Below are 19,210 nucleotides of genomic sequence, written 5' to 3' on the forward strand. Positions count from 1 at the left end.
CCCCGGCTGGATCGCCGGGGCATTCGGAGTGGTCAGCGTGTCGGGTAGGCCGCGTCGACTTCTACCTCGACGAGCCAGCCGCCGACCGGGAGGTTCTCGATCTCCAGGGCGAAGCGCGACGGGCGGGCCTTGTTGACCACGAACGGTTTTGCGGGTGCCGCCGTACCGAGGGGGACGGGGACGTAGGCGCCGGTGGTGAGGTCCGTGTTCGCGAAGTACTGGCGGTATGCGCGGTTCCACCCGGCGAAGTCGGCGACTGTCGCGCCGGCGGGGTTCTGCAGGAAGACCCGCATCGTGTAGACGTCGGCGTAGGACAGCCCCGCGGCCGCGAGGTTCTCGCCGATCCGCCGGAGTACGTTGATCCCTTGGGCTTCGGTGATGGTGACGCCAGCGGGCAACGTCCCGCCCGGGAAGATCGCGGTGTCGATGTACGACGCCTCGGACCCGGCCGGAGCGCCCGTGTTGAGCGCCGACGGCCCGATCCCACTCGTCTTGTAGACCGGCGTGTTGGCGCCTATGCCGACACCGGTCGCGATCATCGGGTTGGACTGCCCGGCGGGCAGGGCGGGTACGACGGTGCCGGGTTTCGGCGGCTTCGGCCGGTCCCACCAGCCGGCCGCCGTACCGGCGCCTGCTGTGAACGACACGACCAACGCGACGGAACCCGCGATCAGAGAGGTGCGCTTCATCGGCTCGCCACCCGACTGTGCAGGGCGGTCACGGCCGCGCGGGCGGACACCATCGCACCGTGCTGCCAGGCGATGGCGTGGGACAGGTGGTCGCCCGCGAAGTAGATGTTGCCGGTGGCCTCGAGCAGCCGGGCGTAGATCCCGTCGGTCTGTGACGGCCAACTGACCCAGGAAGCCTCGGAGTACTTGGTGCCCATCCAGTTGACCGAGAACGACGCCTTCACGTCCTTCGAGTAGACGTCACCGTGCATCTTGGTGCCTTGCATCAGCGCGCGCTCCAGCCGGGCCGCCGGCGTCAGAGCGCCGTACGCGTTGGCGTTCGCGCCGGTGTTGTAGTAGCCGATCACCGTGCCGCGGTCGCCGTGGAAGCCGTACGACGGGTACCAGGTGTTCACGGTGTCGAGGCTGCTGTTGGTGATACCTCCGTAGATCCGGTGGTCCTCCTCCCACCAGCGGCGGCCGTACTCGATACCGATCTTGCCCGCGTTCGTCGGCCGGGCGTACTTGAGTGCCTCGACGATCGGCGCCGGCAGGTTCGACGGGACCTTCGCGGCCAGGTGCGGTGGCAGCGTGCAGATCGCGTAGTCCGCGGTGATCATCTTGGTCCGCGATCCGGTCTTGTAGGTGACCTGGACACCGTTGCCGGTGTTGGTCATCCCCGTCACCTCGGCGCCGTACCGGATCTTGTCCTTGCCGACGGCCCGCTCGAACGCGTACGGGATCCGGTCCATCCCGCCGACCGGCTGGAACATCATCACCGCCTGGTCCCAGCCGAACTCGAACGAGAAGTAGTTGCCGACACCGCTGGCGAAGACGTCGCTCAGTGCGTACGGCGCGGCCGTCGTACCGGCCTCCATCCCGGCGCCCGGCTCGACCGTGTACCCGCGGCGGCCGTCGGTCCCGGTGTACGCGAACCCGGAGGCCTTGTTCCCGATCGAGCCGAAGCTGCTGAGGAACCCGATCAGCGCCTCCTTGTCGGTCGCGGTCAGCATGGCGTCGAGTGCGCCCTGATCGGCGGCCGTGGCGAGCAGCTCGGCGACGTAGCCGTACACGTCCGCCTTGGCGGTGCGGTGCCGGATCGGCTTGTTCGACAGGCTGGTGGTGCCTTCACGGTAGAGGTACGCGTCCGCGTTCTGGTTGACGAACGGCTCGATCGCGACGCCGAGCTCGCGGCAGTAGTCGAGCGTCACGTGGTGCTGCGGCAGCCGCGCCGGACCGGCGTTCATGTACTGACCGGGTGAGAAGGTCGCGCGCTGGGTGTTGCCGGCCAGGTCCGTCTCGACGGTGCCGCCGCGTACGGTCCAGTTGCGGCCGCCCGGGCGTTGCCGGGCCTCGAGCAGCGTGACCTGGTAGCCGGCCTTCAGGAGTTCGTACGCCGAGGTGAGTCCGGCGATCCCGGCGCCGAGGATGACGACGTGCTTGGCGCCTCGGCCGTTGAGATCGGCCCGCGACGGGGCGGCGTACGCAGGAGTCTCGGCGACGCCCGTGAGGCCGAGCGCCGACATGGTGGAGTAGAGCACCCCCGCACCACCGGTGATTCCGACCTGCTGCAGGAATTGACGTCTGGTCTGCGCCATGCCTTCTCCTCACTGAGCAACTGGGTAGCTGACCAGAAAGGTAAGGACATGGTGTTTTCGGAGCGTGACAGGACCGTAACGTATAGACGCTCGTACTGACAGGTATGTTTCGGCTTAACGAACCTGTTGGAGCATCGCCTTCGCCGCGCCCGCGATCTCCGTGTAGACGCCGGGCTTGCCGGGTTGGGCGCAGCCCTGGCCCCAGGAGACGACACCGAGCAGTCGACCGTTCAGGACGAGCGGACCGCCGGAGTCGCCCTGGCAGGCGTCGGTCCCGCCCGCGAGGTAGCCGGCGCAGACGTTGGTGGCGGCGGCGTACCCGTTGGAGACGTAACTCTTGACTGCCAGGCAGGCCTTGTCCCCGAGGTCCGGTACGGCGGCCTTCTGCAGGGTCTCGTCCGGCCCGGTGTCCTGCGTGTCACCCCAGCCGTACACAGTCGGTACGGCGCCTGCCCGGTCGGCTCGTGCCCGAGTCTCCAGAGGCAGTACCGGGACGCCGATGAACGGCTTCGCCAACGTCAGCACCGCAACGTCGTACCGGTGGTCTTTCGTGTTGTAGCCGGAGTGGACCCACGCTTTGCTGATCGCCGACACCCGGCCGACCGAGTCGTCCGCGAGGTCCGCCCGCCCCTGCACCGCGTAGTACGTCGACACCGGCTCGTCCATGCAGTGTGCGGCCGTCACGATCTTGTCGGGTGCCACCAAGGCAGCTCCGCAGTACCGGCCGCTCGAGGACATGGACTGCGTGTTGTTCAACGCGATCGCCCAGGGCGCCTCGGTCGTGCTCGCGACCGTCCCTCCAACGACCACCGGCTTCGCGCCCGCCGTGACAACCAGCAGAACCCCAACAAGAAATACAGCCCGCTTCAGCATTCACTACTCCACGTGAGACAACGATCGCTCCAAGTAAAGTCCCACACCGAGCGCGATCGTCCACAGCCCCCACGCCGTACTCCCGAGCAGTCCGGCCGCGTCCCACACCGGGAACCCGGGGAACGCGGTCGCCAGGATGTCGCCCTGGTTGGCGAAATACAGCACGCTCGCCGCGAGCCCCATCCACCCGATCCACCGCGGCAGTGCACGCGTCCGCAGTATGGCGACACTCACCAGCGCGCTCCATGCGATCGCGAGCAACTGTCCCAGGTGCTCACCGAGCAGCGCGCCGCCGAATTGATGTTGTGCTGTCCAAGCCATGACTGCCGTCGGGTCCCCGTCCGCATATGCGCGAGCCAAAGGCGGTACGACGAAAACCCAGCGCAGGAAGCCGATCAGCGACAGCAGGACCGACGTGGCGCCGAGCGCAGTCGCAACACGCAACGGCTGATTGATTGCCCGCGGCAACATCAGGATCGGGATCGCGAGCAGCCCGTACGTCCAGGCGGTCGCGAACCAGGTCCAGGTCAGTCCGGAGCCGCCCTCGACGTACTCGGTCAGCACCTTGCCGGCCGGCTCCCGCAGGATGTCCGGCCAGTCGAAGGTTGCGGACAGCACGGACGCGGCGGCGGCGAAGCTCAGCGCGGCGACGACGAACAGGATTCCAGTGGTACGGCGCATGATTCCCCCAAATAAATTGTACGGTGTACAGAGATAGTGTGCGCGTAATTCTGTACGCTGTCCAGAGATGGCTACGCGAGGGCGGCCCGGGCCGCGACGAACCCTGACCGAGGACGAGCTGCTGGATGCCGCGCTCCAGCTGCTGGACGAGGGCGGGCAGGCGTCGATCCGCGGGATCGCGGCGAAGGTCGGAGTGGCGCCGAACGCCGTCTACACCTATTTCCCGGACAAGTCCGCGGTGATCGCCGCGCTGATCGAGAGGCTGCTCGGCGACGCCGACACCGGCGGATTCGCGGACGAGAGCCGACCGTGGCGGGAGCGGATCGAGGCGCTCGCGCTCGACCTTCGCGCGAACCTGGTCGCGCATCCGGGTGCCGGCGCGCTCCTGATGAGCGGTCCGATGGACGGCCCGCGGACGACGGCGCTGAACGAGCGTCTGCTCGGTCTGCTCATCGACGCCGGCCTCGACACGGCCGACGCCGCGCGGTCGACGTACCTGCTGATCGTCTACGTCCTCGGGTCGATCGCCCTCGAGGTAGCGGACGAGACCGATCCCGGACCGCTACCGCCCGAGGACGCACGCGTGGCCCGGCGGCGTGCGACGTACGACCAGATCCCGGCTGAGGTCTTCCCACGGTCAGCCGCGGCAGGGCCGACGATGGCGCGCTTCATCACCACCGAGCAGTACCTGTGGGGTCTGCGCCGGATCCTGGATGGCATCAAGGGCTGACTGGCGCCTGCAGACTGCCGTAGCGCTCCATGCGTTGCCAGCGGAGCCGGGTGCCGGCCAGTGCGGTGAAGACCGACTGGATGACCACCAGGTACATCAGCTGCCGGTAGACGAACTGCTGCAACGGCAGCGTCCACAGCGGTCCGGCTCGCTCCCCGTCCAGCCGGAATGCGTAGAAGCCCATGAGCAACTGCAGTACGACGAAGGCGACCCAGACCGACAGCACGCGGACCGGGTTGAGGAACACCAGGCCGTAGATCGCGAACACGTCCACTACAGGTGCCAGCAGCGGCAGCAGCACCTGGAAGAGCATGAGGTACGTCAGACCGCGACGGCCGAACTTCCCGGCCCGACCGCCCTGCACCATCGCCCCGCGGTGTTTCCACATCGCCTGGAGCGTCCCGTAGCACCAGCGGTACCGCTGCCGCCACAGTGCGCCCAGCGACGCCGGCGCCTCGGTCCACGCCACCGCACTCTCCTCGTAGACCACCCGCCACCCGTCCCGGCACAGCGCCATCGTCAGGTCGGTGTCCTCGGCCAGCGTCACGTCACTCAGTCCGCCGATCCGCTCCAGCGCCGTACGACGGAACGCGCCGACGGCACCGGGCACGGTGGGCATGCACTCGGCGAGGTCGAACAACCGGCGGTCCAGGTTGAACCCGATCACGTACTCGATGTGCTGCCAGCGGCCGAGCAGACCGCGCCGGTTGCCCACCTTGGCGTTGCCCGACACCGCCCCGACGGACGGGTGCCCGAACGGCTGGATGAGCTTGCGGACGGCGTCCGGCTCGAACACGGTGTCGCCGTCGACCATCACGATCAGCTCGAACCGGGCCGCTTGCAGCCCGGTGTTCAGCGCGATCGGCTTGCCCGAGTTGGCCTGCCGGATCACCCGGACCCCAGGGATCTGCAGTGCTTCGACCAGGTCCGCCGTACCGTCCGTCGACCCGTCGTCGACGACGATCACCTCCAGCGGGTGGTCCGAGGCGACCAGCGAGCGGATCGCGGCCTCGATGCCTGCGCTTTCGTTGTACGCCGGAACGATGACGCTGACCGGTTCCGTCACCGGGGGGCCGTACGACCAGCCTCGCATCTTCACGTGCCGTCGGGCCGCGATGACCGTGGTGATCGCGCGCAGCACGCTCAGCGCGCCGGCGGCGTACAGCAGCCAGCCGATCAGGGTCAGTACGGCGTCGCTGATCCGCATCGCCCACATCACCGCGAGACCGCGGCCGCGGTCCAGCACACTCGCTTTACGGGTGGGGTCCGGCAGACCGACCGCTTCGCTGACCGTTGCGAACCGGAAGCCACGTGCCTTCAGCCGGGGGAGCAATTTGCTCAGTGCCTCGACGGTCTCGCTGCGGTCGCCTCCCGCGTCGTGCATCAGCAGCACCTGTCCGGCCGTGCTGCGCGGCATCGAGTTGGCGATGACCTGTTCGGTCCCGGGCTTACGCCAGTCCTCGCTGTCCTGCGTGCTCAGCACGCTGAGGTAGCCGGCCTTCCGGATCTCCTGGAGGCTTGCCCAGTCGCGGTCGTTCAATGCGCTCGGTTCGGACGAATAGGGCGGCCGGAAGAGCGTCGTACTGGTACCTGTCGCTCCGGCGAGGATGAGCTGGCTCTGCCGGAACTCGAGCGCACGGCGCCAGGAGGCCGCGGTCGACAGGTTCGCGTGGGTGAAGGTGTGCAGGGCGATCTGGTGCCCTTCGGCAAGGATCCGCCGGGCCAGCTCCGGGTGCGCGGCGACCTCGGTGCCGATGACGAAGAAGGTCGCGTGCACGTGCTGCTGCCGCAGCAGGTCCAGGATCTTGGGCGTCCAGACCGGGTCCGGGCCGTCGTCGAACGTGAGCGCGATGGTGCGGGCCTTCGGTGACGCGGACCGGGGAGTGCCCTCGCCGGCGTCGATGACCGGTCCGCCGGTGAGGATCTGCCGCGGTACCGTTCCGTAGCTACCGGTCTGCTGGACCGCGCCCTCGGACAACGTACCGAGCATGTGGTGCGTGTAGCCGTTCAGCAACAGCATGCTGGCCAGGCAGACCAGCAACATGGTCAGCACGACCCAATGCGTGCGGAGCGGGACCGGCTTGGCCCGCCGCGCGACAGGTCTGCTCACGGCGTCGTCGGCGTCTTGGTCTTACCGGGCGGCGTGGTCGGCTTGTTGCCGCGTGTCGTGGTGGTCGTCGCCGTCGGAGTAGGTGTGGCGGTCGTCGGCGAGTTCGTCCGGCCCGGCGGCGTGGTCGTGGTCGTCGGAGCAGTCGTCGGTACGACGGTCGGCGGCGGCACCGGAGTCACCGGCGGGACAGTGGTCGGGACGGTCGTCGGACCTGAGGTCGGTACGCCGGTGGGGGTCGTCGACGGAGTCTGCGGCGTGGAGGTCTCGCTCGGCCCGTCACCCGGCGTACCGGAGGTGTCCCCGGTCGTGGGCCGCACTGTTTCGATCGCGATTTCGGCCGGCGGAGCGGTCGGCCGGTGCTTGGGCTTGGCCGCTTCCGGGAGCGGAATGAGCGGGGTGTCCATCCGCGGCCCGCCGAGAAGGCTACTGACCATGAGCACCAGGTAACCGACGGTAGGTACGGCGAGGAAGGCGCCAGTTCTGCGGATGGTGCGACGGCGACGCCCGGTCGCGTCGAGGAAGACCGGCCGCCGGGGGGAATGCGGTTTCACAAGGGCGAGAGCTTAGTCGAATCGAGCGGAAATTGGGACGTTCCAAGTCTTGCAACAAGCTGCAAGCCCTTGCCCGGTGAATTCTCGAGACCGAAACACCCGGGGGTTCGGTGACCGGGGGTCGGGGTGGCTACTGTCGTCAGGTGCAGAAATGGCCTGGTCGTCCTTACCCTCTCGGCGCCACGTACGACGGCGCCGGGACGAACTTCGCGGTGTTCTCGGAGGTTGCCGATCGAGTGGACCTGTCGCTGATCGGCGACGACGGATCCGAGCAGCTGGTGCAGCTGACCGAGGTGGACGGGTTCGTGCACCACGCCTACCTCCCCGGAGTGCAGCCGGGACAGCGCTACGGCTTCCGGGTGCACGGGCCGTACAACCCGTCCGAAGGCCACCGGTGCAACCCGTCCAAGCTGCTGCTGGACCCGTACGCGAAGGCTGTCGACGGGCAGCTCGACGGTGACGAGTCGCTGTTCAGCTACCGGTTCGCGAAGCCGGACGAGCTGAACACCATGGACAACCGTGAGCACACCATGCTCTCGGTGGTGACCAACCCGTTCTTCGACTGGGGCAACGACCGCCCGCCGGGCCACGCGTACCACGAGACGGTGATCTACGAGGCGCACGTCAAGGGCCTCACCAAGACGCATCCGGGCCTGCCGGAGAACATCCGCGGCACGTACGCCGGGATCGGCCACCCGGCCGTCATCGAGCACCTCAAGGAGCTCGGGGTGTCCGCGATCGAGCTGATGCCGGTGCATCAGTTCGCCCAGGACGGCCACCTGCAGGAGCTCGGCCTGTCGAACTACTGGGGCTACAACACGATCGGCTTCTTCGCGCCGCACAACGCCTACTCGTCGACCGGCACCCGCGGCCAGCAGGTGACCGAGTTCAAGGCGATGGTGAAGGCGCTGCACGAGGCGGACATCGAGGTGATCCTCGATGTCGTCTACAACCACACCGCCGAGGGGAACGAGTTCGGTCCGACGCTGTCGTTCAAGGGCATCGACAACGCGGCGTACTACCGGCTGGTCGACCAGGACAAGACGCACTACTACGACACCACGGGTACCGGTAACAGCCTGCTGATGCGGCACCCGCACGTGCTGCAGCTGATCATGGACTCGCTGCGCTACTGGGTCACCGAGATGCACGTCGACGGCTTCCGCTTCGACCTCGCGGCCACGCTGGCCCGCCAGTTCCACGAGGTCGACCGGCTGTCGGCGTTCTTCGACCTGGTCCAGCAGGACCCGGTGGTGAGCCAGGTGAAGCTGATCGCCGAGCCGTGGGACGTGGGCGACGGCGGCTACCAGGTGGGCAACTTCCCGCCGCTGTGGACGGAGTGGAACGGTAAGTACCGCGACACCGTGCGCGACTTCTGGCGGGGCGAGCAGTACACCTTGGCCGAGTTCGCCTCCCGGCTGACCGGCTCGTCGGACCTGTACCAGGACGACAGTCGCCGGCCGCTGGCCAGCATCAACTTCGTCACCGCTCACGACGGCTTCACGCTGCGCGACCTCGTGTCCTACAACGAGAAGCACAACGCGGCGAACGGTGAGGGCGGCAAGGACGGCGAGAGCCACAACCGCTCCTGGAACTGCGGTGTCGAGGGCGCGACGGACGACCCCGAGGTACTGCGACTGCGCGCGAGGCAGCAGCGCAACTTCCTCACCACGCTGCTGATCTCGCAGGGAGTGCCGATGATCGCGCACGGCGACGAGCTGGGCCGGACGCAGAGCGGCAACAACAACGTCTATTGCCAGGACAACGAGATCGCCTGGGTGGACTGGGGGCTCGGCGAGCCGCAGAAGCACCTGCTCGAGTTCACCCGGGCCGTCGTCCGCCTCCGCAACAACCACCCGGTGCTGCGCCGTCGCCGCTTCTTCCACGGCGACACCGGGATCGACGGACTCGGGGACCTGGTCTGGTTCGCGCCGAAGGGCGCCGAGATGCAGAACGGCGACTGGCAGCAGAACGACGCCCGGGCGATCGCGGTCTTCCTGAACGGCGACGCGATCTCCGAGCCGGACCTCCGCGGCGAGCCGGTGGTCGACGACTCGTTCCTGATCCTGCTGAACAGCAACTACGAACCGGTCGACTTCCTCCTCCCACCCGAGGAGTACGGCGAGAACTGGACGGTCGTCGTCGACACGACGAGTGCTACCGGCGCCGGGACCGACGAGCCACACGCCGCCGGCACCACGGTCCAGCTGGAGGCCCACAGCACGCTGGTCCTGACCCGCCCGAGGCAGGCCGCCGGATGACGGGGGTCCCGCAGGCCACCTACCGGTTCCAGCTCCGCGCCGAGTTCGGCTTCGACGCCGCGGCCGCGGTGGTCCCGTACCTGGCCGGCCTCGGGATCTCCCACGCGTACCTCTCCCCGATCCTCCAGGCCGCACCCGGTTCCACCCACGGGTACGACGTGGTGGACCACAGCCGGCTGTCCGAACCGATGGGCGGCCGGCCGGCGTTCGACCGCCTGTCCGCGCAGCTCACCGAGTACCGCATGGGCGCCATCGCGGACGTCGTACCGAACCATGTCGCCGTACCGACGCCGGAGAGCTTGAACAAGGCGCTGTGGTCGGTGTTGCGGCTCGGGCCTGGTTCGCAGTACGCGGACTGGTTCGACGTCGACTGGGGCGCGGGGAACCAGCCGTTGCTGATGGCGGTGCTGGGGCAGCGGATCGGCAAGGTGCTGGCGGACGGAGAGTTGTCGATCGACGGCGACGTACTGCGGTACTACGAGCACGAGTACCCGCTGCGGCCGGGGACCGAGCACCTGCCGATCCAGGAGCTCGTCACCGAGCAGTGGTACCGCCTCGCACACTGGCGGGTCGCTGACGAGGAGCTGAACTACAGGCGGTTCTTCGACGTCGACACGCTCGCCGCAGTACGTCAGGAGACGCAGGAGGTCTTCGACGCGACGCATCAGCTGCTGCTCGCGTTGCTGCACGAGGGCAAGCTCAACGGCTTCCGGATCGACCACCCCGACGGCCTGGCGGACCCACGCGGCTACCTGCGTCGACTGGCCGAGCGCACCGGCGGCGCCTGGGTCGTGGTGGAGAAGATCCTGGAAGGCGACGAGCAGCTCCCACGCGACTGGCCCTGCGCCGGCACCACCGGGTACGACGCCCTGCTGCGCGTCGGCGGCCTGTTCGTGGACCCGGCCGGTGCTGCACCGCTTGCAGCACTGCACTCGGAGCTCACCGGCGCACCGGCCGACTTCGGGCCCGTGGTGGAGGAGGCGAAGCGCGAGATCGTCCAGCACGGGCAGTACGCCGAGGTGCATCGGCTGGTTGAGTTGCTGGCCCGCATCTGCCAGGACGACGTACGACTGCGTGACCACACCAGGCGGGCGTTCCATGAGGTCGTGGCCGAGTTGCTGGTCCAGTTCGACGTCTACCGCGCGTACGTCGTACCGGGTGAAGAAGCGCCTGCTGCCGCCGTTGCTGCGATGGAGCGTGCGGCCGAGAAGGCACGGGCCAATCTCGACGAGGACCGGCAGGCGACGCTCGACGTAGTGCTGCACCTCCTGCTCGGACGTGAGACGAACGCGATCGACGAGGAAGCGCGGGCCGAGCTGATCGTGCGCTTCCAGCAGACCTGTGGGCCGGTGATGGCCAAAGGCGTCGAGGACACCGCGTTCTACCGATGGCTGCGGCTCACGTCGCTCAACGAGGTCGGTGGGGACCCGGAGCACTTCGGTGTCACGCCCGAGGAGTTCCACGCGTACGCCTCCCAGCTGAACCAGCACTGGCCCAAGACGATGACCACGCTGTCCACTCACGACACCAAACGCTCAGAGGACGTCCGTGCGCGTCTCGGCGTACTGTCCGAGCAGCCGGCCGCCTGGTCGGAGGCGGTGCGTGAATGGCGCAGGCTCGCGGATGACCACCGGAGTCCGCTGCTGGACGGCAGCACGGAGTACTTGTTCTGGCAGACGCTCTTCGGCACCTGGCACGACGGACCGCTCGCTGAGGACCGTCTACAGGCCTACCTCCTCAAGGCGATCCGCGAGGCCAAGAGGCACACCAGCTGGACCTCCCCGGACGACGAGTACGAGCAGACCGTCGCAACCTTCGCAAGAGCAGTCCTGCGCGACGACACCGTGCTCGACGCGGTACGTCGCTTTGCTGACGAGCAAACCGACTACGTGCGCGCAGCCACGCTCGGACAGAAGCTGGTGCAGCTGACGATGCCCGGCGTACCGGACGTGTATCAGGGCACCGAGCTGGTCGACCTGTCCCTCGTAGACCCTGACAACCGTCGTCCCGTGGACTACGAGCAGCGCATCAGTCGGCTGCAGCGTCTGGACGACGGCGGCAAGCCGGAGGACCTGTCCGACGAGAAGCTGCTCGTCACGTCGCGGGCGCTCCGCCTCCGCCGGCAGTACCCGGAGGCCTTTGCTGGTAGCTACACGCCGCTCCCGACGTCAAACGGACATGCGGTTGCGTTCGCCCGTGGAGACGCGGTGATCACCGTTGCGACCCGGCTGCCGGCCGCGTTGCAGCGTCTGGGCGGCTGGGGGGAGAGCACGGTCGTGCTGCCGAGTGGCCAATGGAAGAACGTGCTGACCGGACGCGACGTCGGCAGCGGCGCAGCCCGGATCGTCGACCTGCTGACCGACCTCCCGGTCGCCTTGCTGGTCAGGAGCTGACAGCCATGCACACCTTCCGAGTCTGGGCACCCGAGGCGACCAACGTCGACCTGGTCCTGCGGGACGGTGTGCTGCCGATGCGCTCCGTCGACGACGGCTGGTGGGAACGACAGGTGGTCGAGGCACACCACGGCACCGACTACGCGTACTCCGTCGACGGCAGTGACCCGCTACCCGATCCACGCAGTCCCTGGCAGCCGGACGGGGTCCACGGATTCAGCCGGGTCTTCGACGCCGCCCGCTTCGAGTGGACCGACGACAGCTGGACAGGTCGCGACGTACGCGGTGCTGTCTTCTACGAGCTTCACCTGGGTACGTTCACCTTGGAAGGCACGCTGGAGGCCGCAGCTGAGCACCTGGACTACCTGGCTGTGCTCGGCGTAGAGGTGGTCTCGCTGTTGCCGATAGCCGCGTTCCCCGGCGTACACGGCTGGGGGTACGACGGTGTGGACCTGTACGCCGTGCACGAGCCGTACGGCGGCCCGGAAGCACTGCAGCGGTTCGTCGACCGGTGTCACGACGCCGGACTGGCTGTGTGTCTCGACGTCGTCTACAACCACCTCGGCCCGAGCGGGAACTACCTGGACAGCTTCGGTCCGTACTTCACCACTCGCCACTCCACCCCGTGGGGCCCCGCGGTGAACCTCGACGACACGGGCAGTACCGAAGTACGACGGTGGATCTGCGACAACGCACTGCGCTGGTTCCGCGACTTCCACATCGACGTACTGCGGCTGGACGCCGTACACGCGCTGGTCGACGACAGCCCGACCCACCTCCTCCAACAGCTCTCGACAGAGACCGCAGCGTTGTCCGAGGACCTGGGACGCCCGCTGGGGTTGGTGGCCGAGTCCGACCTCAACGACCCGCGCACGGTCGAGCCAGTGGCGCAAGGCGGGATGGGGATGACCGCGCAGTGGAGCGACGACTTCCACCACGCGCTGCACGCCCTGCTGACCGGCGAGCGGTTCGGGTACTACGTCGACTTCGGCGATCCGGCGGTGTTCGCGAAGACGCTGACGCGGGTGTTCCTGCACGACGGGGAGTACTCGACGTTCCGCGGCAAGGACTGGGGCCGGCCGGTCGATCCACGCAAACACCGCGGTGGCGAGTTCCTCGTCTACACGTCGAACCACGACCAGGTCGGCAACCGGGCGCTCGGCGACCGTCCGGCGCTGACGCCGGGACAGCTCGCGATCGGCGCCGCGCTGGTGCTGACCTCGCCGTACACGCCCATGCTGTTCATGGGTGAGGAATGGGGCGCCTCGACGCCCTGGCGGTTCTTCACCGATTTCGCCGAGCCCGCGCTGGCCGACGCGGTGCGGACCGGACGGCGGCGGGAGTTCGCGGAGTTCGGCTGGGACGCGGACGAGATCCCGGACCCGCAGGATCCGCAGACGTGGCGGAGTTCGGTGCTCGACTGGTCCGAGCCGGACGAGGCGCCGCATCGCGACGTCCTCGCCTGGTACCGGCACCTGCTGACGTTCCGGGCCCGGATGCCGGAGCTGCGCGACGACCGGCTCGAGTCCGTCGGGGTCGCGTTCGACCCGGCCGGGGCGTGGCTGGTGGTGACCCGCGGCAGCCTGCGGGTGGTGGTGAACCTGACCGCGTCCGAGGCGGTGGTGCCGGTCGACGCGCTCCCGGAGTACCTGGTGATGTCATTCGCCGGGGCCGAGCTGACCGGCGCCGGGGTCGCGTTGCCGGCTCACGGTGTCGCGATCCTCGCCGTCTGAGACTTTCTCGACAAGAGCACGTTTGTGGGTCAAACCAACACAAGACGGCGTTCGAGCGTGTTGATCCGTGGTGATTTCCGGAATCGCTTGCTGCCAGGGCTCTCCTGACGGACTGTAGATGAGCCAGCAGGGGACGGGGGGTTTGACGGGAGGACCGGATGACAGTCGGAGGCGTCGACACCTACTACGATTACGAAGAGAAGCAGTGGAAGAGCCGGAAGCTGGGGGGCGGCCCGATTCGCCGCGGCCCCGTGTGCCCGGCCCCGCGCACCCCGGACCACGCGGTGCACGAAACACTCCCCGAGCGCCGTCGCGACCACGACGTGCCGAAACACACGCTGAACTGACACAACCCCGGTGGCAGGGCCCGCCAGACCAGGTCACCGATCGCACCACAGCGGCCGCCGTACGACGGTCGCTGTGGCATGCCCTGATCAGCCGGCGGCGGTGATGACGTCCGCGGCCAGGAGGGAGCGGAGTTCGTCCGTCGACGGGCGGCGCCCGAGAGTGCGGAGGCGTTGGGACTGGGCCTTGCGCATGCCCTCGACCAGGCGGCGGGCCTCCCGGGCGTTGCCGAAGTTCGGGCCGTCCGCGATCCGGTCGAAGTACGACGTCAGCGGCGCGCCCGCCGCCGGGTCGAGCAGATAGTCGCCCCCGGCAACCATCCGGTCGGTGATCAGCAGCAGCTCCGCGGCGCTGTAGTTCTCGAACTCGATCGTCTTCGAGAACCGGGACGCCAGGCCGGGGTTGGCGGCCAGGAAGTCGTTCATCTCGGCGGTGTACCCGGCGACGATGATCGCGATCTCGTCGCGGTGGTCCTCCATCAGCTTCACCAGCGCGTCGATCGCCTCCTGCCCGAAGTCGCCGTTCCCGGCCGCGCGGGACAGCGTGTACGCCTCGTCGATGAACAGCACGCCGCCGAGCGCCTTCTCGAAGACCAGCGCGGTCTTCTCCGCGGTGTGCCCGATGTACTGGCCGACGAGATCCCGCCGCGACACCTCGATGAACCCGCCGTCCGGCAGGACGCCGAGCGCCTTCAGCAGCTTCCCGTACAGCCGGGCCACAGTGGTCTTCCCGGTCCCCGGCGCACCGGCGAAGATCAGGTGGTGGCTGACCGCGCCGATCGACAGCCCCGCGGAGCTTCGCCACTCGTTGACCTGGATCTCGTCCACCAGCGCCCGTACCTCGGCCTTCACGCCGGGCAGCCCGACCATCATGTCCAGCTCGCCGAGCAGATCGTCCACCGGGCCGTTCTCGGCCGTCGCCGTACTCTCCTCGATCACCTCGACCGTGCTGCCCGCCGCGATCGACAGCGCGGGCTCCGCGGTGTTCGTCGCCCGCAGCCCCTCGACCGCTCCACCGCAGCCCGGCGCAAACGTGATCGCCGAGCCGCGGGTGTCGTGCACGGTCGGCCGGCGGACCGTCGGCGTACTGCCGTGCGCGACCCCGATGCCTTCGGTGCCGGTCTGACCGACCTCGACGTCGACGAGCTCCGGACGGCTGTACTGGTAGATGTACACGCCGCGCCCGCCGCAGCCGGTGATCGTGCAGCCGCGGATCAGCGGATCGGCGCCCAGGGCAACGACTATGCCGTCCCCGGAGATCTCCCGGACGGTCGTGTCCAGGATCTGCCCGCCGGCGCCCTCGACCACGATCCCGGTCTCGGCGCCGCGCACCGTGCAGCGTTCGATCCGGAACGACGTACTCGCGTGCACGCTGAGCGCGGGCCGGGTGCGTCCGGAGATGGTGCAGTTCTCGACCGTCAGCGCCGTACGGTCGACCGAGACCGCGATCCCGTCCGTCGCGCGGATCTCCAGCCCACGCAGCGTCAGCGTGCCGTCGACAGCGCGGATCGTCGGCCAGTCGGCGCCTGACCCGTCCAGTACGACGTCCGCGCCGTCCTCGGCCTGCAGCGTCACCGAGCGCCCGGTGAGCTCGAGTGTCTCGGCGTACGTTCCGCCGGCGATCGCAACCGTGGCCCCGTCCGGAGCCTCGAGCAGCGCGGAGCCAACGGTCTGATAGGCGCCGGGACGATCGGCGGCGACGGTCAGAATCCTCATGAGGCGCGCTCGAGAAGCCAGCCGCGGTCGGCTGCCTTGACGCCGGCTTGGAAGCGGCTGCGGGCGCCGAGGCGGTTCATGATCTGCGCGACCATCCGGCGTACCGTCCGGACCGAAATGTTCAGATGTGCCGCGGCCACCTCGTCGGTCGCGCCGAGGGCCAGCAGGCGCAGCATCTCCTGCTCGCGCAGCGACAGGTCTGCCTCGTCCGGCAGATCCCGGTCGGCCAGCGGTACGGCGTCCGGCCAGATCCGCTCGAACAGCTCCAGCGCGGTCACCACGACGCTGGTCAGCCGCAGTACGGCGATGCTGCAGTTGGTGGTGTCGGCGGGGAGCACGGCGACCGAACGGTCGATCACGATCGCGTTCATCGGGACCTGCGGGATCGTCCGTACGGCGACACCGGCGAGCGACAACGCACCGAGGTGCCGGCCGACAGTCGGCGTGGTCCGCGCGTGGTCGGGGAAGATCGCCCGGTAGCGCACGCCGTGCTTGACCTCGCGCGGCCCGAACGTCGGACCGGCCAGGGTGCTCATGGTGATCACCTCGTCCTCTGCGGACGCGAGCAACTCGGCGAGCCCGCCGTGGGCAGGGATCTGCTGATATCCGGTGGGCGGGTTGAGCATCAGTAGAGTCATGAGAGAGGGACCCCCAGAGGTAGTGTGGCGGCGACGCCGGCGGCGTGGCGCCCGTCGAGGCGTTCGGGCTCGACCCCGAAGGAGCGGGCGAGTGTGGTCAGGACGGAGAACGCCGTGTCGAGCGTGGCCGGATGGGATGCGGCCAGGCGGAGTACGACGTCGTGGCGGGCGGAAGTCGAGTGGGCTGAGCTCGAGGTGGCGGTGACGGCGATCGTCTGCGCGGCCCCGGTCCCGGTGCCGAGCAGCGTTCCGATCAACGCGTGAGTAGTTGCTACCGGCAAGGATGCGGATCCGGCGAGTCGCACGGACAGCTGCCGGACCGGCCCGCACGACCAGGAGGTCCAGCGCTCCTGGAGTTGTCCGCGGCCGGCGTTCGCGTGGGCCAGCGCGCCGAGGGACGCGAGTACGTCGGACTCGTCGAGCGGCATGTTCTCGACCTGCTCGCGGTCCAGCCGGCGTACGAGTCGACGGACGGTGTTGGCGAGCACCTGCCGCAACTGCTCGTCGGTCGCGATGTCCGGCGTCCGCTCGGCCGAGACCGCGATCCACGCCCGCGGGGGCTGGTTCTGCTTCACCCCGGTGTGCAGGATCAGCTGTACGCCGATGCCGACCGGCTGCTCGTCCGACGCCTCCGCGAGCTGCCCCAGTCGAGGCAGCAACTGGTGCTGAGAGTCGGGGCCGATCCGGAGCGCGACGCTTGCGCCGAACGGCCGGCTGAGTACGCCGTACGGCTGTTCGCGGACGACGATCTGGTCGGTCGAGGTCCGGCCGTGGAACGTGCTGACCAACCGGACCGCGATGTCCTCACCGAGGTCGTGCTTGCGCCGCCGCAGCAGGAACACGATCAGGACGCCCGCCCAGCGATACAGCCACAGGCCGCGGATGCGGACCGCTGTGAGCAGGACCAGTGACACCGCGGCGACCGAGGTCAGGATCAGTACGGTCCGCGACGCGGTGGTTGCCGCGCCGACCGCCACCACGGCCAGCTGCCAGCAGATGATCTGCCCGACGCGGACGGCCCGGTCCGGTAGCTCGACGGTATCGGCGACCGGTGCCGGTGCCGGTGCAGGCGGCTCGGCGGCCGGCTGCAGCTTCTGTTCGGACGGTTTGACCGAGCCGACCGACGCGATCAGCGTGCGCGTCGGCGGCTGCTGCACCCGAGGCTGGGCCAACGGCATCCCGACAGCGGTCGCCTGCGGAAGGGTCGTCGTGGTTCCGGCGTACTGCGCCTCACCCTCGTGCTGAGGCGCCGCGCGGTAAGCAGCGGACCTCATGCGACCAGCTCCGCTTTGGGTCCGGCGACGACCAGCAACTGGCCGGCGTGATCGCGGACGATCGGGTGGAGTTCGAACCGGCCCGGGGCCGGCTCGGTGAGCAGGTTGAGGTCCATCAGCTGATCGACCATCAGCTCGGCGTCGGACTGGCTGGTGCCGGTGAGCCGGGCCGCCTGGCGCAGGTCGAGGCGCGGCGTCGTCCCGATCAGCCGGTACAGCCGCTGGACCGCGCCCGGGAGCGCTTCGTAGGCAGCGTCGAAGCGGGCCAGGACCTCGCCCAGCGCCTGGCACCGCGCCTGCTGGTCCTCCAGGCGGGCGGCCATCCGTGCGACGGTCCACGGCTGCCGGTTGCGCAGCCGCTCGACCAGCTGCCGGATCGCGCCCGGGTGACCGCCGCAGCAGCTCAGGATCTGCTCGAGGTCGGTCAGTTTCGCGGCCTCGTCCGGTGCCAGTACGTCGAGCGTCATCGCCGCCGTACGGTCGAGATCGCAGAGCCGGCGGCGGCTGATCACCAGCACCAGCGCGCCCGGGTCGTTCGGGAGCAGGTGCCGGACCTGGTCGGCGTGCTCGACGTTGTCCAGGATCAGCAGTCCGGTTGCCGGCGGCAACGAGGTGGGACGGTTCAGGTCGACGTACTGCTGGGTCTCGAAACCGGAGGCGGCGGCGACCTCGAGCGCGAACGCGGTCTTGCCGATGCCCGGCATCCCGTCGATCGTGACCACACCGGTCGCGCCGCGCAGCGCGCGCAGCTCGGGACCGCGGCCGACGAAGGTGCGGACCCGCGGCGGCAGGTTCGAGCTCACCGGCGGCACCGGCGTCGGCAGGACGGCGGGGGACTCCTCGCTGAGGATCTGCTGGTGCAACGCGGTCAGCTCGGCGCACGGCTCGATCCCCAGATCGCGGACCAGAGCGGTCCGGGCTCGCTGGTACGCCGCCAGCGCGTCGTGCCGCCGCCCGACCTGCCGGTACGCCGCCATCAACCGGGCCCATGCCAGCTCGCGGAGCGGCTCCTCCTCGGTCAGCGCCCGCAGTACGGCGATCGCCTCGGCAGGCCGCTCGAGCAGCAGTTGTGCGTCCGCAAGGTCCTCGCGGAGCGCCCGGTGCAGCTCGGTCAGCCGGTCCACCGCCGACGTCGCATCGGCCGTCAAACCGTCGTACGGCGCACCACGCCACAGACTAAGGGCGCGCTGGACAACGGTGACTGCCTGCGCCGCATCCTTCCGGCTGAGCAGCTCGCGGGCCTCGTCGCACAGGGCGGCTGCGACGTCGGCGTCGAGCTCGCCCGGCAGGACGTGCACCCGGTACGCACCCGGCCGGCTCTCGATCCGCTCCTCCGGAAGCGAGCGGCGGAGCTGCCAGACGTACGTCTTCAGGTTGTTCTGCGCAGAGGCCGGCACGTCCCGGCCGGCCCAGACCGCGTCCACGAGCTGCTCGGTGCTGACCCAGGCGTTGCGGTGCAGCAGGAGCAGGGTCAGCACGGTCGCCGGCTTGCCGCCGCAGAGGTCCAGGGGGTGGCCGTCGGGCCCGTCGACCTCGAGCGGGCCCAGCACCCGGAAGCTCAACCGGTCTGGTGTGTGCGCTGCGTGACCGTTCATGACACATACGATCCGGGGAGACGATGACATTTCGATGACACGCGA

The 19,210-nt window shown here is 69.0% G+C and carries 15 protein-coding genes; 5 read left to right on the top strand and 10 right to left on the bottom strand.

Annotated features, from left to right (window positions below):
• Positions 1-32: 32 nt before the first annotated feature.
• The 4 genes from EV647_RS14015 to EV647_RS14030 all read right to left on the bottom strand — a co-directional run bounded on the left by EV647_RS14015 (position 33) and on the right by EV647_RS14030 (position 3,820).
• Positions 33-689 (bottom strand): Rid family hydrolase, encoded by a 657-nt coding sequence (locus EV647_RS14015; protein ID WP_134002812.1) that lies wholly within the window; start codon positions 687-689, stop codon positions 33-35.
• The gene (locus EV647_RS14020; RefSeq protein ID WP_134002814.1) at positions 686-2,266 is read right to left on the bottom strand and encodes an FAD-dependent oxidoreductase; all 1,581 of its coding nucleotides are present in this window, start codon (positions 2,264-2,266) and stop codon (positions 686-688) included. Before EV647_RS14020 ends, EV647_RS14015 begins: the two co-directional genes overlap by 4 nt.
• Before the next feature lie 114 nt (positions 2,267-2,380).
• Positions 2,381-3,139, bottom strand: a complete 759-nt coding sequence (locus EV647_RS14025) for a trypsin-like serine protease (RefSeq protein ID WP_134002815.1) — start codon at positions 3,137-3,139, stop codon at positions 2,381-2,383.
• A gap of 3 nt (positions 3,140-3,142) precedes the next feature.
• On the bottom strand, positions 3,143-3,820 hold the full coding sequence (locus EV647_RS14030; protein ID WP_134002817.1) for a DUF4386 domain-containing protein: 678 nt from the start codon (positions 3,818-3,820) through the stop codon (positions 3,143-3,145).
• Between the two features lie 67 nt (positions 3,821-3,887).
• Here EV647_RS14030 and EV647_RS14035 point away from each other — a divergent pair, with 67 nt between their 5' ends.
• Complete coding sequence (locus tag EV647_RS14035; protein ID WP_134002819.1) at positions 3,888-4,550, top strand: TetR/AcrR family transcriptional regulator C-terminal domain-containing protein; 663 nt, start codon at positions 3,888-3,890, stop codon at positions 4,548-4,550.
• On the opposite strand, the gene EV647_RS14040 is transcribed toward EV647_RS14035, so the two are convergent.
• The gene (locus tag EV647_RS14040) at positions 4,540-6,660 is read right to left on the bottom strand and encodes a bifunctional polysaccharide deacetylase/glycosyltransferase family 2 protein (protein WP_238177198.1); all 2,121 of its coding nucleotides are present in this window, start codon (positions 6,658-6,660) and stop codon (positions 4,540-4,542) included. The genes EV647_RS14035 and EV647_RS14040 overlap by 11 nt on opposite strands.
• The gene (locus tag EV647_RS14045) at positions 6,657-7,094 is read right to left on the bottom strand and encodes a hypothetical protein (RefSeq protein WP_134002821.1); all 438 of its coding nucleotides are present in this window, start codon (positions 7,092-7,094) and stop codon (positions 6,657-6,659) included. The genes EV647_RS14040 and EV647_RS14045 overlap by 4 nt, the downstream gene beginning before the upstream one ends.
• Before the next feature lie 260 nt (positions 7,095-7,354).
• On the opposite strand from EV647_RS14045, the gene glgX reads away from it, so the two are divergent.
• The 4 genes from glgX (at position 7,355) to EV647_RS14065 (ending at position 13,945) form a co-directional block, all read left to right on the top strand.
• Positions 7,355-9,472: a glycogen debranching protein GlgX gene (gene glgX, locus EV647_RS14050; RefSeq protein ID WP_134002823.1), complete on the top strand. Its 2,118-nt coding sequence runs from the start codon at positions 7,355-7,357 to the stop codon at positions 9,470-9,472.
• On the top strand, positions 9,469-11,865 hold the full coding sequence (treY, locus tag EV647_RS14055; protein WP_134002825.1) for a malto-oligosyltrehalose synthase: 2,397 nt from the start codon (positions 9,469-9,471) through the stop codon (positions 11,863-11,865). Before glgX ends, treY begins: the two co-directional genes overlap by 4 nt.
• Before the next feature lie 5 nt (positions 11,866-11,870).
• Positions 11,871-13,598 (top strand): malto-oligosyltrehalose trehalohydrolase, encoded by a 1,728-nt coding sequence (gene treZ, locus EV647_RS14060; RefSeq protein ID WP_134002827.1) that lies wholly within the window; start codon positions 11,871-11,873, stop codon positions 13,596-13,598.
• 158 nt (positions 13,599-13,756) lie between these two features.
• Positions 13,757-13,945 (top strand): hypothetical protein, encoded by a 189-nt coding sequence (locus EV647_RS14065; RefSeq protein ID WP_134002829.1) that lies wholly within the window; start codon positions 13,757-13,759, stop codon positions 13,943-13,945.
• A gap of 87 nt (positions 13,946-14,032) precedes the next feature.
• On the opposite strand, the gene EV647_RS14070 is transcribed toward EV647_RS14065, so the two are convergent.
• From EV647_RS14070 to EV647_RS14085, 4 genes are read right to left on the bottom strand one after another with little or no spacing between them, the layout of a single operon-like run.
• Positions 14,033-15,658 (bottom strand): right-handed parallel beta-helix repeat-containing protein, encoded by a 1,626-nt coding sequence (locus EV647_RS14070; protein ID WP_134002831.1) that lies wholly within the window; start codon positions 15,656-15,658, stop codon positions 14,033-14,035.
• Positions 15,655-16,296 carry a helix-turn-helix transcriptional regulator gene (locus tag EV647_RS14075; RefSeq protein ID WP_134002833.1) on the bottom strand — a complete coding sequence of 214 codons (642 nt, stop codon included), beginning with the start codon at positions 16,294-16,296 and terminating at the stop codon, positions 15,655-15,657. The genes EV647_RS14070 and EV647_RS14075 overlap by 4 nt, the downstream gene beginning before the upstream one ends.
• On the bottom strand, positions 16,293-17,570 hold the full coding sequence (locus tag EV647_RS14080) for a type VII secretion protein EccE (protein WP_134004334.1): 1,278 nt from the start codon (positions 17,568-17,570) through the stop codon (positions 16,293-16,295). The genes EV647_RS14075 and EV647_RS14080 overlap by 4 nt, the downstream gene beginning before the upstream one ends.
• On the bottom strand, positions 17,567-19,165 hold the full coding sequence (locus EV647_RS14085) for an AfsR/SARP family transcriptional regulator (RefSeq protein WP_166680322.1): 1,599 nt from the start codon (positions 19,163-19,165) through the stop codon (positions 17,567-17,569). Before EV647_RS14085 ends, EV647_RS14080 begins: the two co-directional genes overlap by 4 nt.
• Between the last annotated feature and the right edge of the window lie 45 nt (positions 19,166-19,210).

The organism is Kribbella sp. VKM Ac-2566 (assembly GCF_004366005.1).
Classification (GTDB): Bacteria; Actinomycetota; Actinomycetes; order Propionibacteriales; family Kribbellaceae; genus Kribbella; species Kribbella pratensis.

Excerpts from the sequence above, each read along its gene's own strand:
- EV647_RS14015 (WP_134002812.1), bottom strand. The coding sequence starts at position 689 with ATGAAGCGCACCTCTCTGATCGCGGGTTCCGTCGCGTTGGTCGTGTCG.
- EV647_RS14030 (WP_134002817.1), bottom strand. The coding sequence starts at position 3,820 with ATGCGCCGTACCACTGGAATCCTGTTCGTCGTCGCCGCGCTGAGCTTC.
- EV647_RS14025 (WP_134002815.1), bottom strand. The coding sequence starts at position 3,139 with ATGCTGAAGCGGGCTGTATTTCTTGTTGGGGTTCTGCTGGTTGTCACG.
- EV647_RS14080 (WP_134004334.1), bottom strand. The coding sequence starts at position 17,570 with ATGAGGTCCGCTGCTTACCGCGCGGCGCCTCAGCACGAGGGTGAGGCG.
- EV647_RS14085 (WP_166680322.1), bottom strand. The coding sequence starts at position 19,165 with ATGAACGGTCACGCAGCGCACACACCAGACCGGTTGAGCTTCCGGGTG.
- EV647_RS14045 (WP_134002821.1), bottom strand. The coding sequence starts at position 7,094 with ATGGTCAGTAGCCTTCTCGGCGGGCCGCGGATGGACACCCCGCTCATT.
- EV647_RS14075 (WP_134002833.1), bottom strand. The coding sequence starts at position 16,296 with ATGACTCTACTGATGCTCAACCCGCCCACCGGATATCAGCAGATCCCT.
- EV647_RS14020 (WP_134002814.1), bottom strand. The coding sequence starts at position 2,266 with ATGGCGCAGACCAGACGTCAATTCCTGCAGCAGGTCGGAATCACCGGT.
- EV647_RS14035 (WP_134002819.1), top strand. The coding sequence starts at position 3,888 with ATGGCTACGCGAGGGCGGCCCGGGCCGCGACGAACCCTGACCGAGGAC.
- EV647_RS14065 (WP_134002829.1), top strand. The coding sequence starts at position 13,757 with ATGACAGTCGGAGGCGTCGACACCTACTACGATTACGAAGAGAAGCAG.
- EV647_RS14070 (WP_134002831.1), bottom strand. The coding sequence starts at position 15,658 with ATGAGGATTCTGACCGTCGCCGCCGATCGTCCCGGCGCCTATCAGACC.
- treY (WP_134002825.1), top strand. The coding sequence starts at position 9,469 with ATGACGGGGGTCCCGCAGGCCACCTACCGGTTCCAGCTCCGCGCCGAG.
- treZ (WP_134002827.1), top strand. The coding sequence starts at position 11,871 with ATGCACACCTTCCGAGTCTGGGCACCCGAGGCGACCAACGTCGACCTG.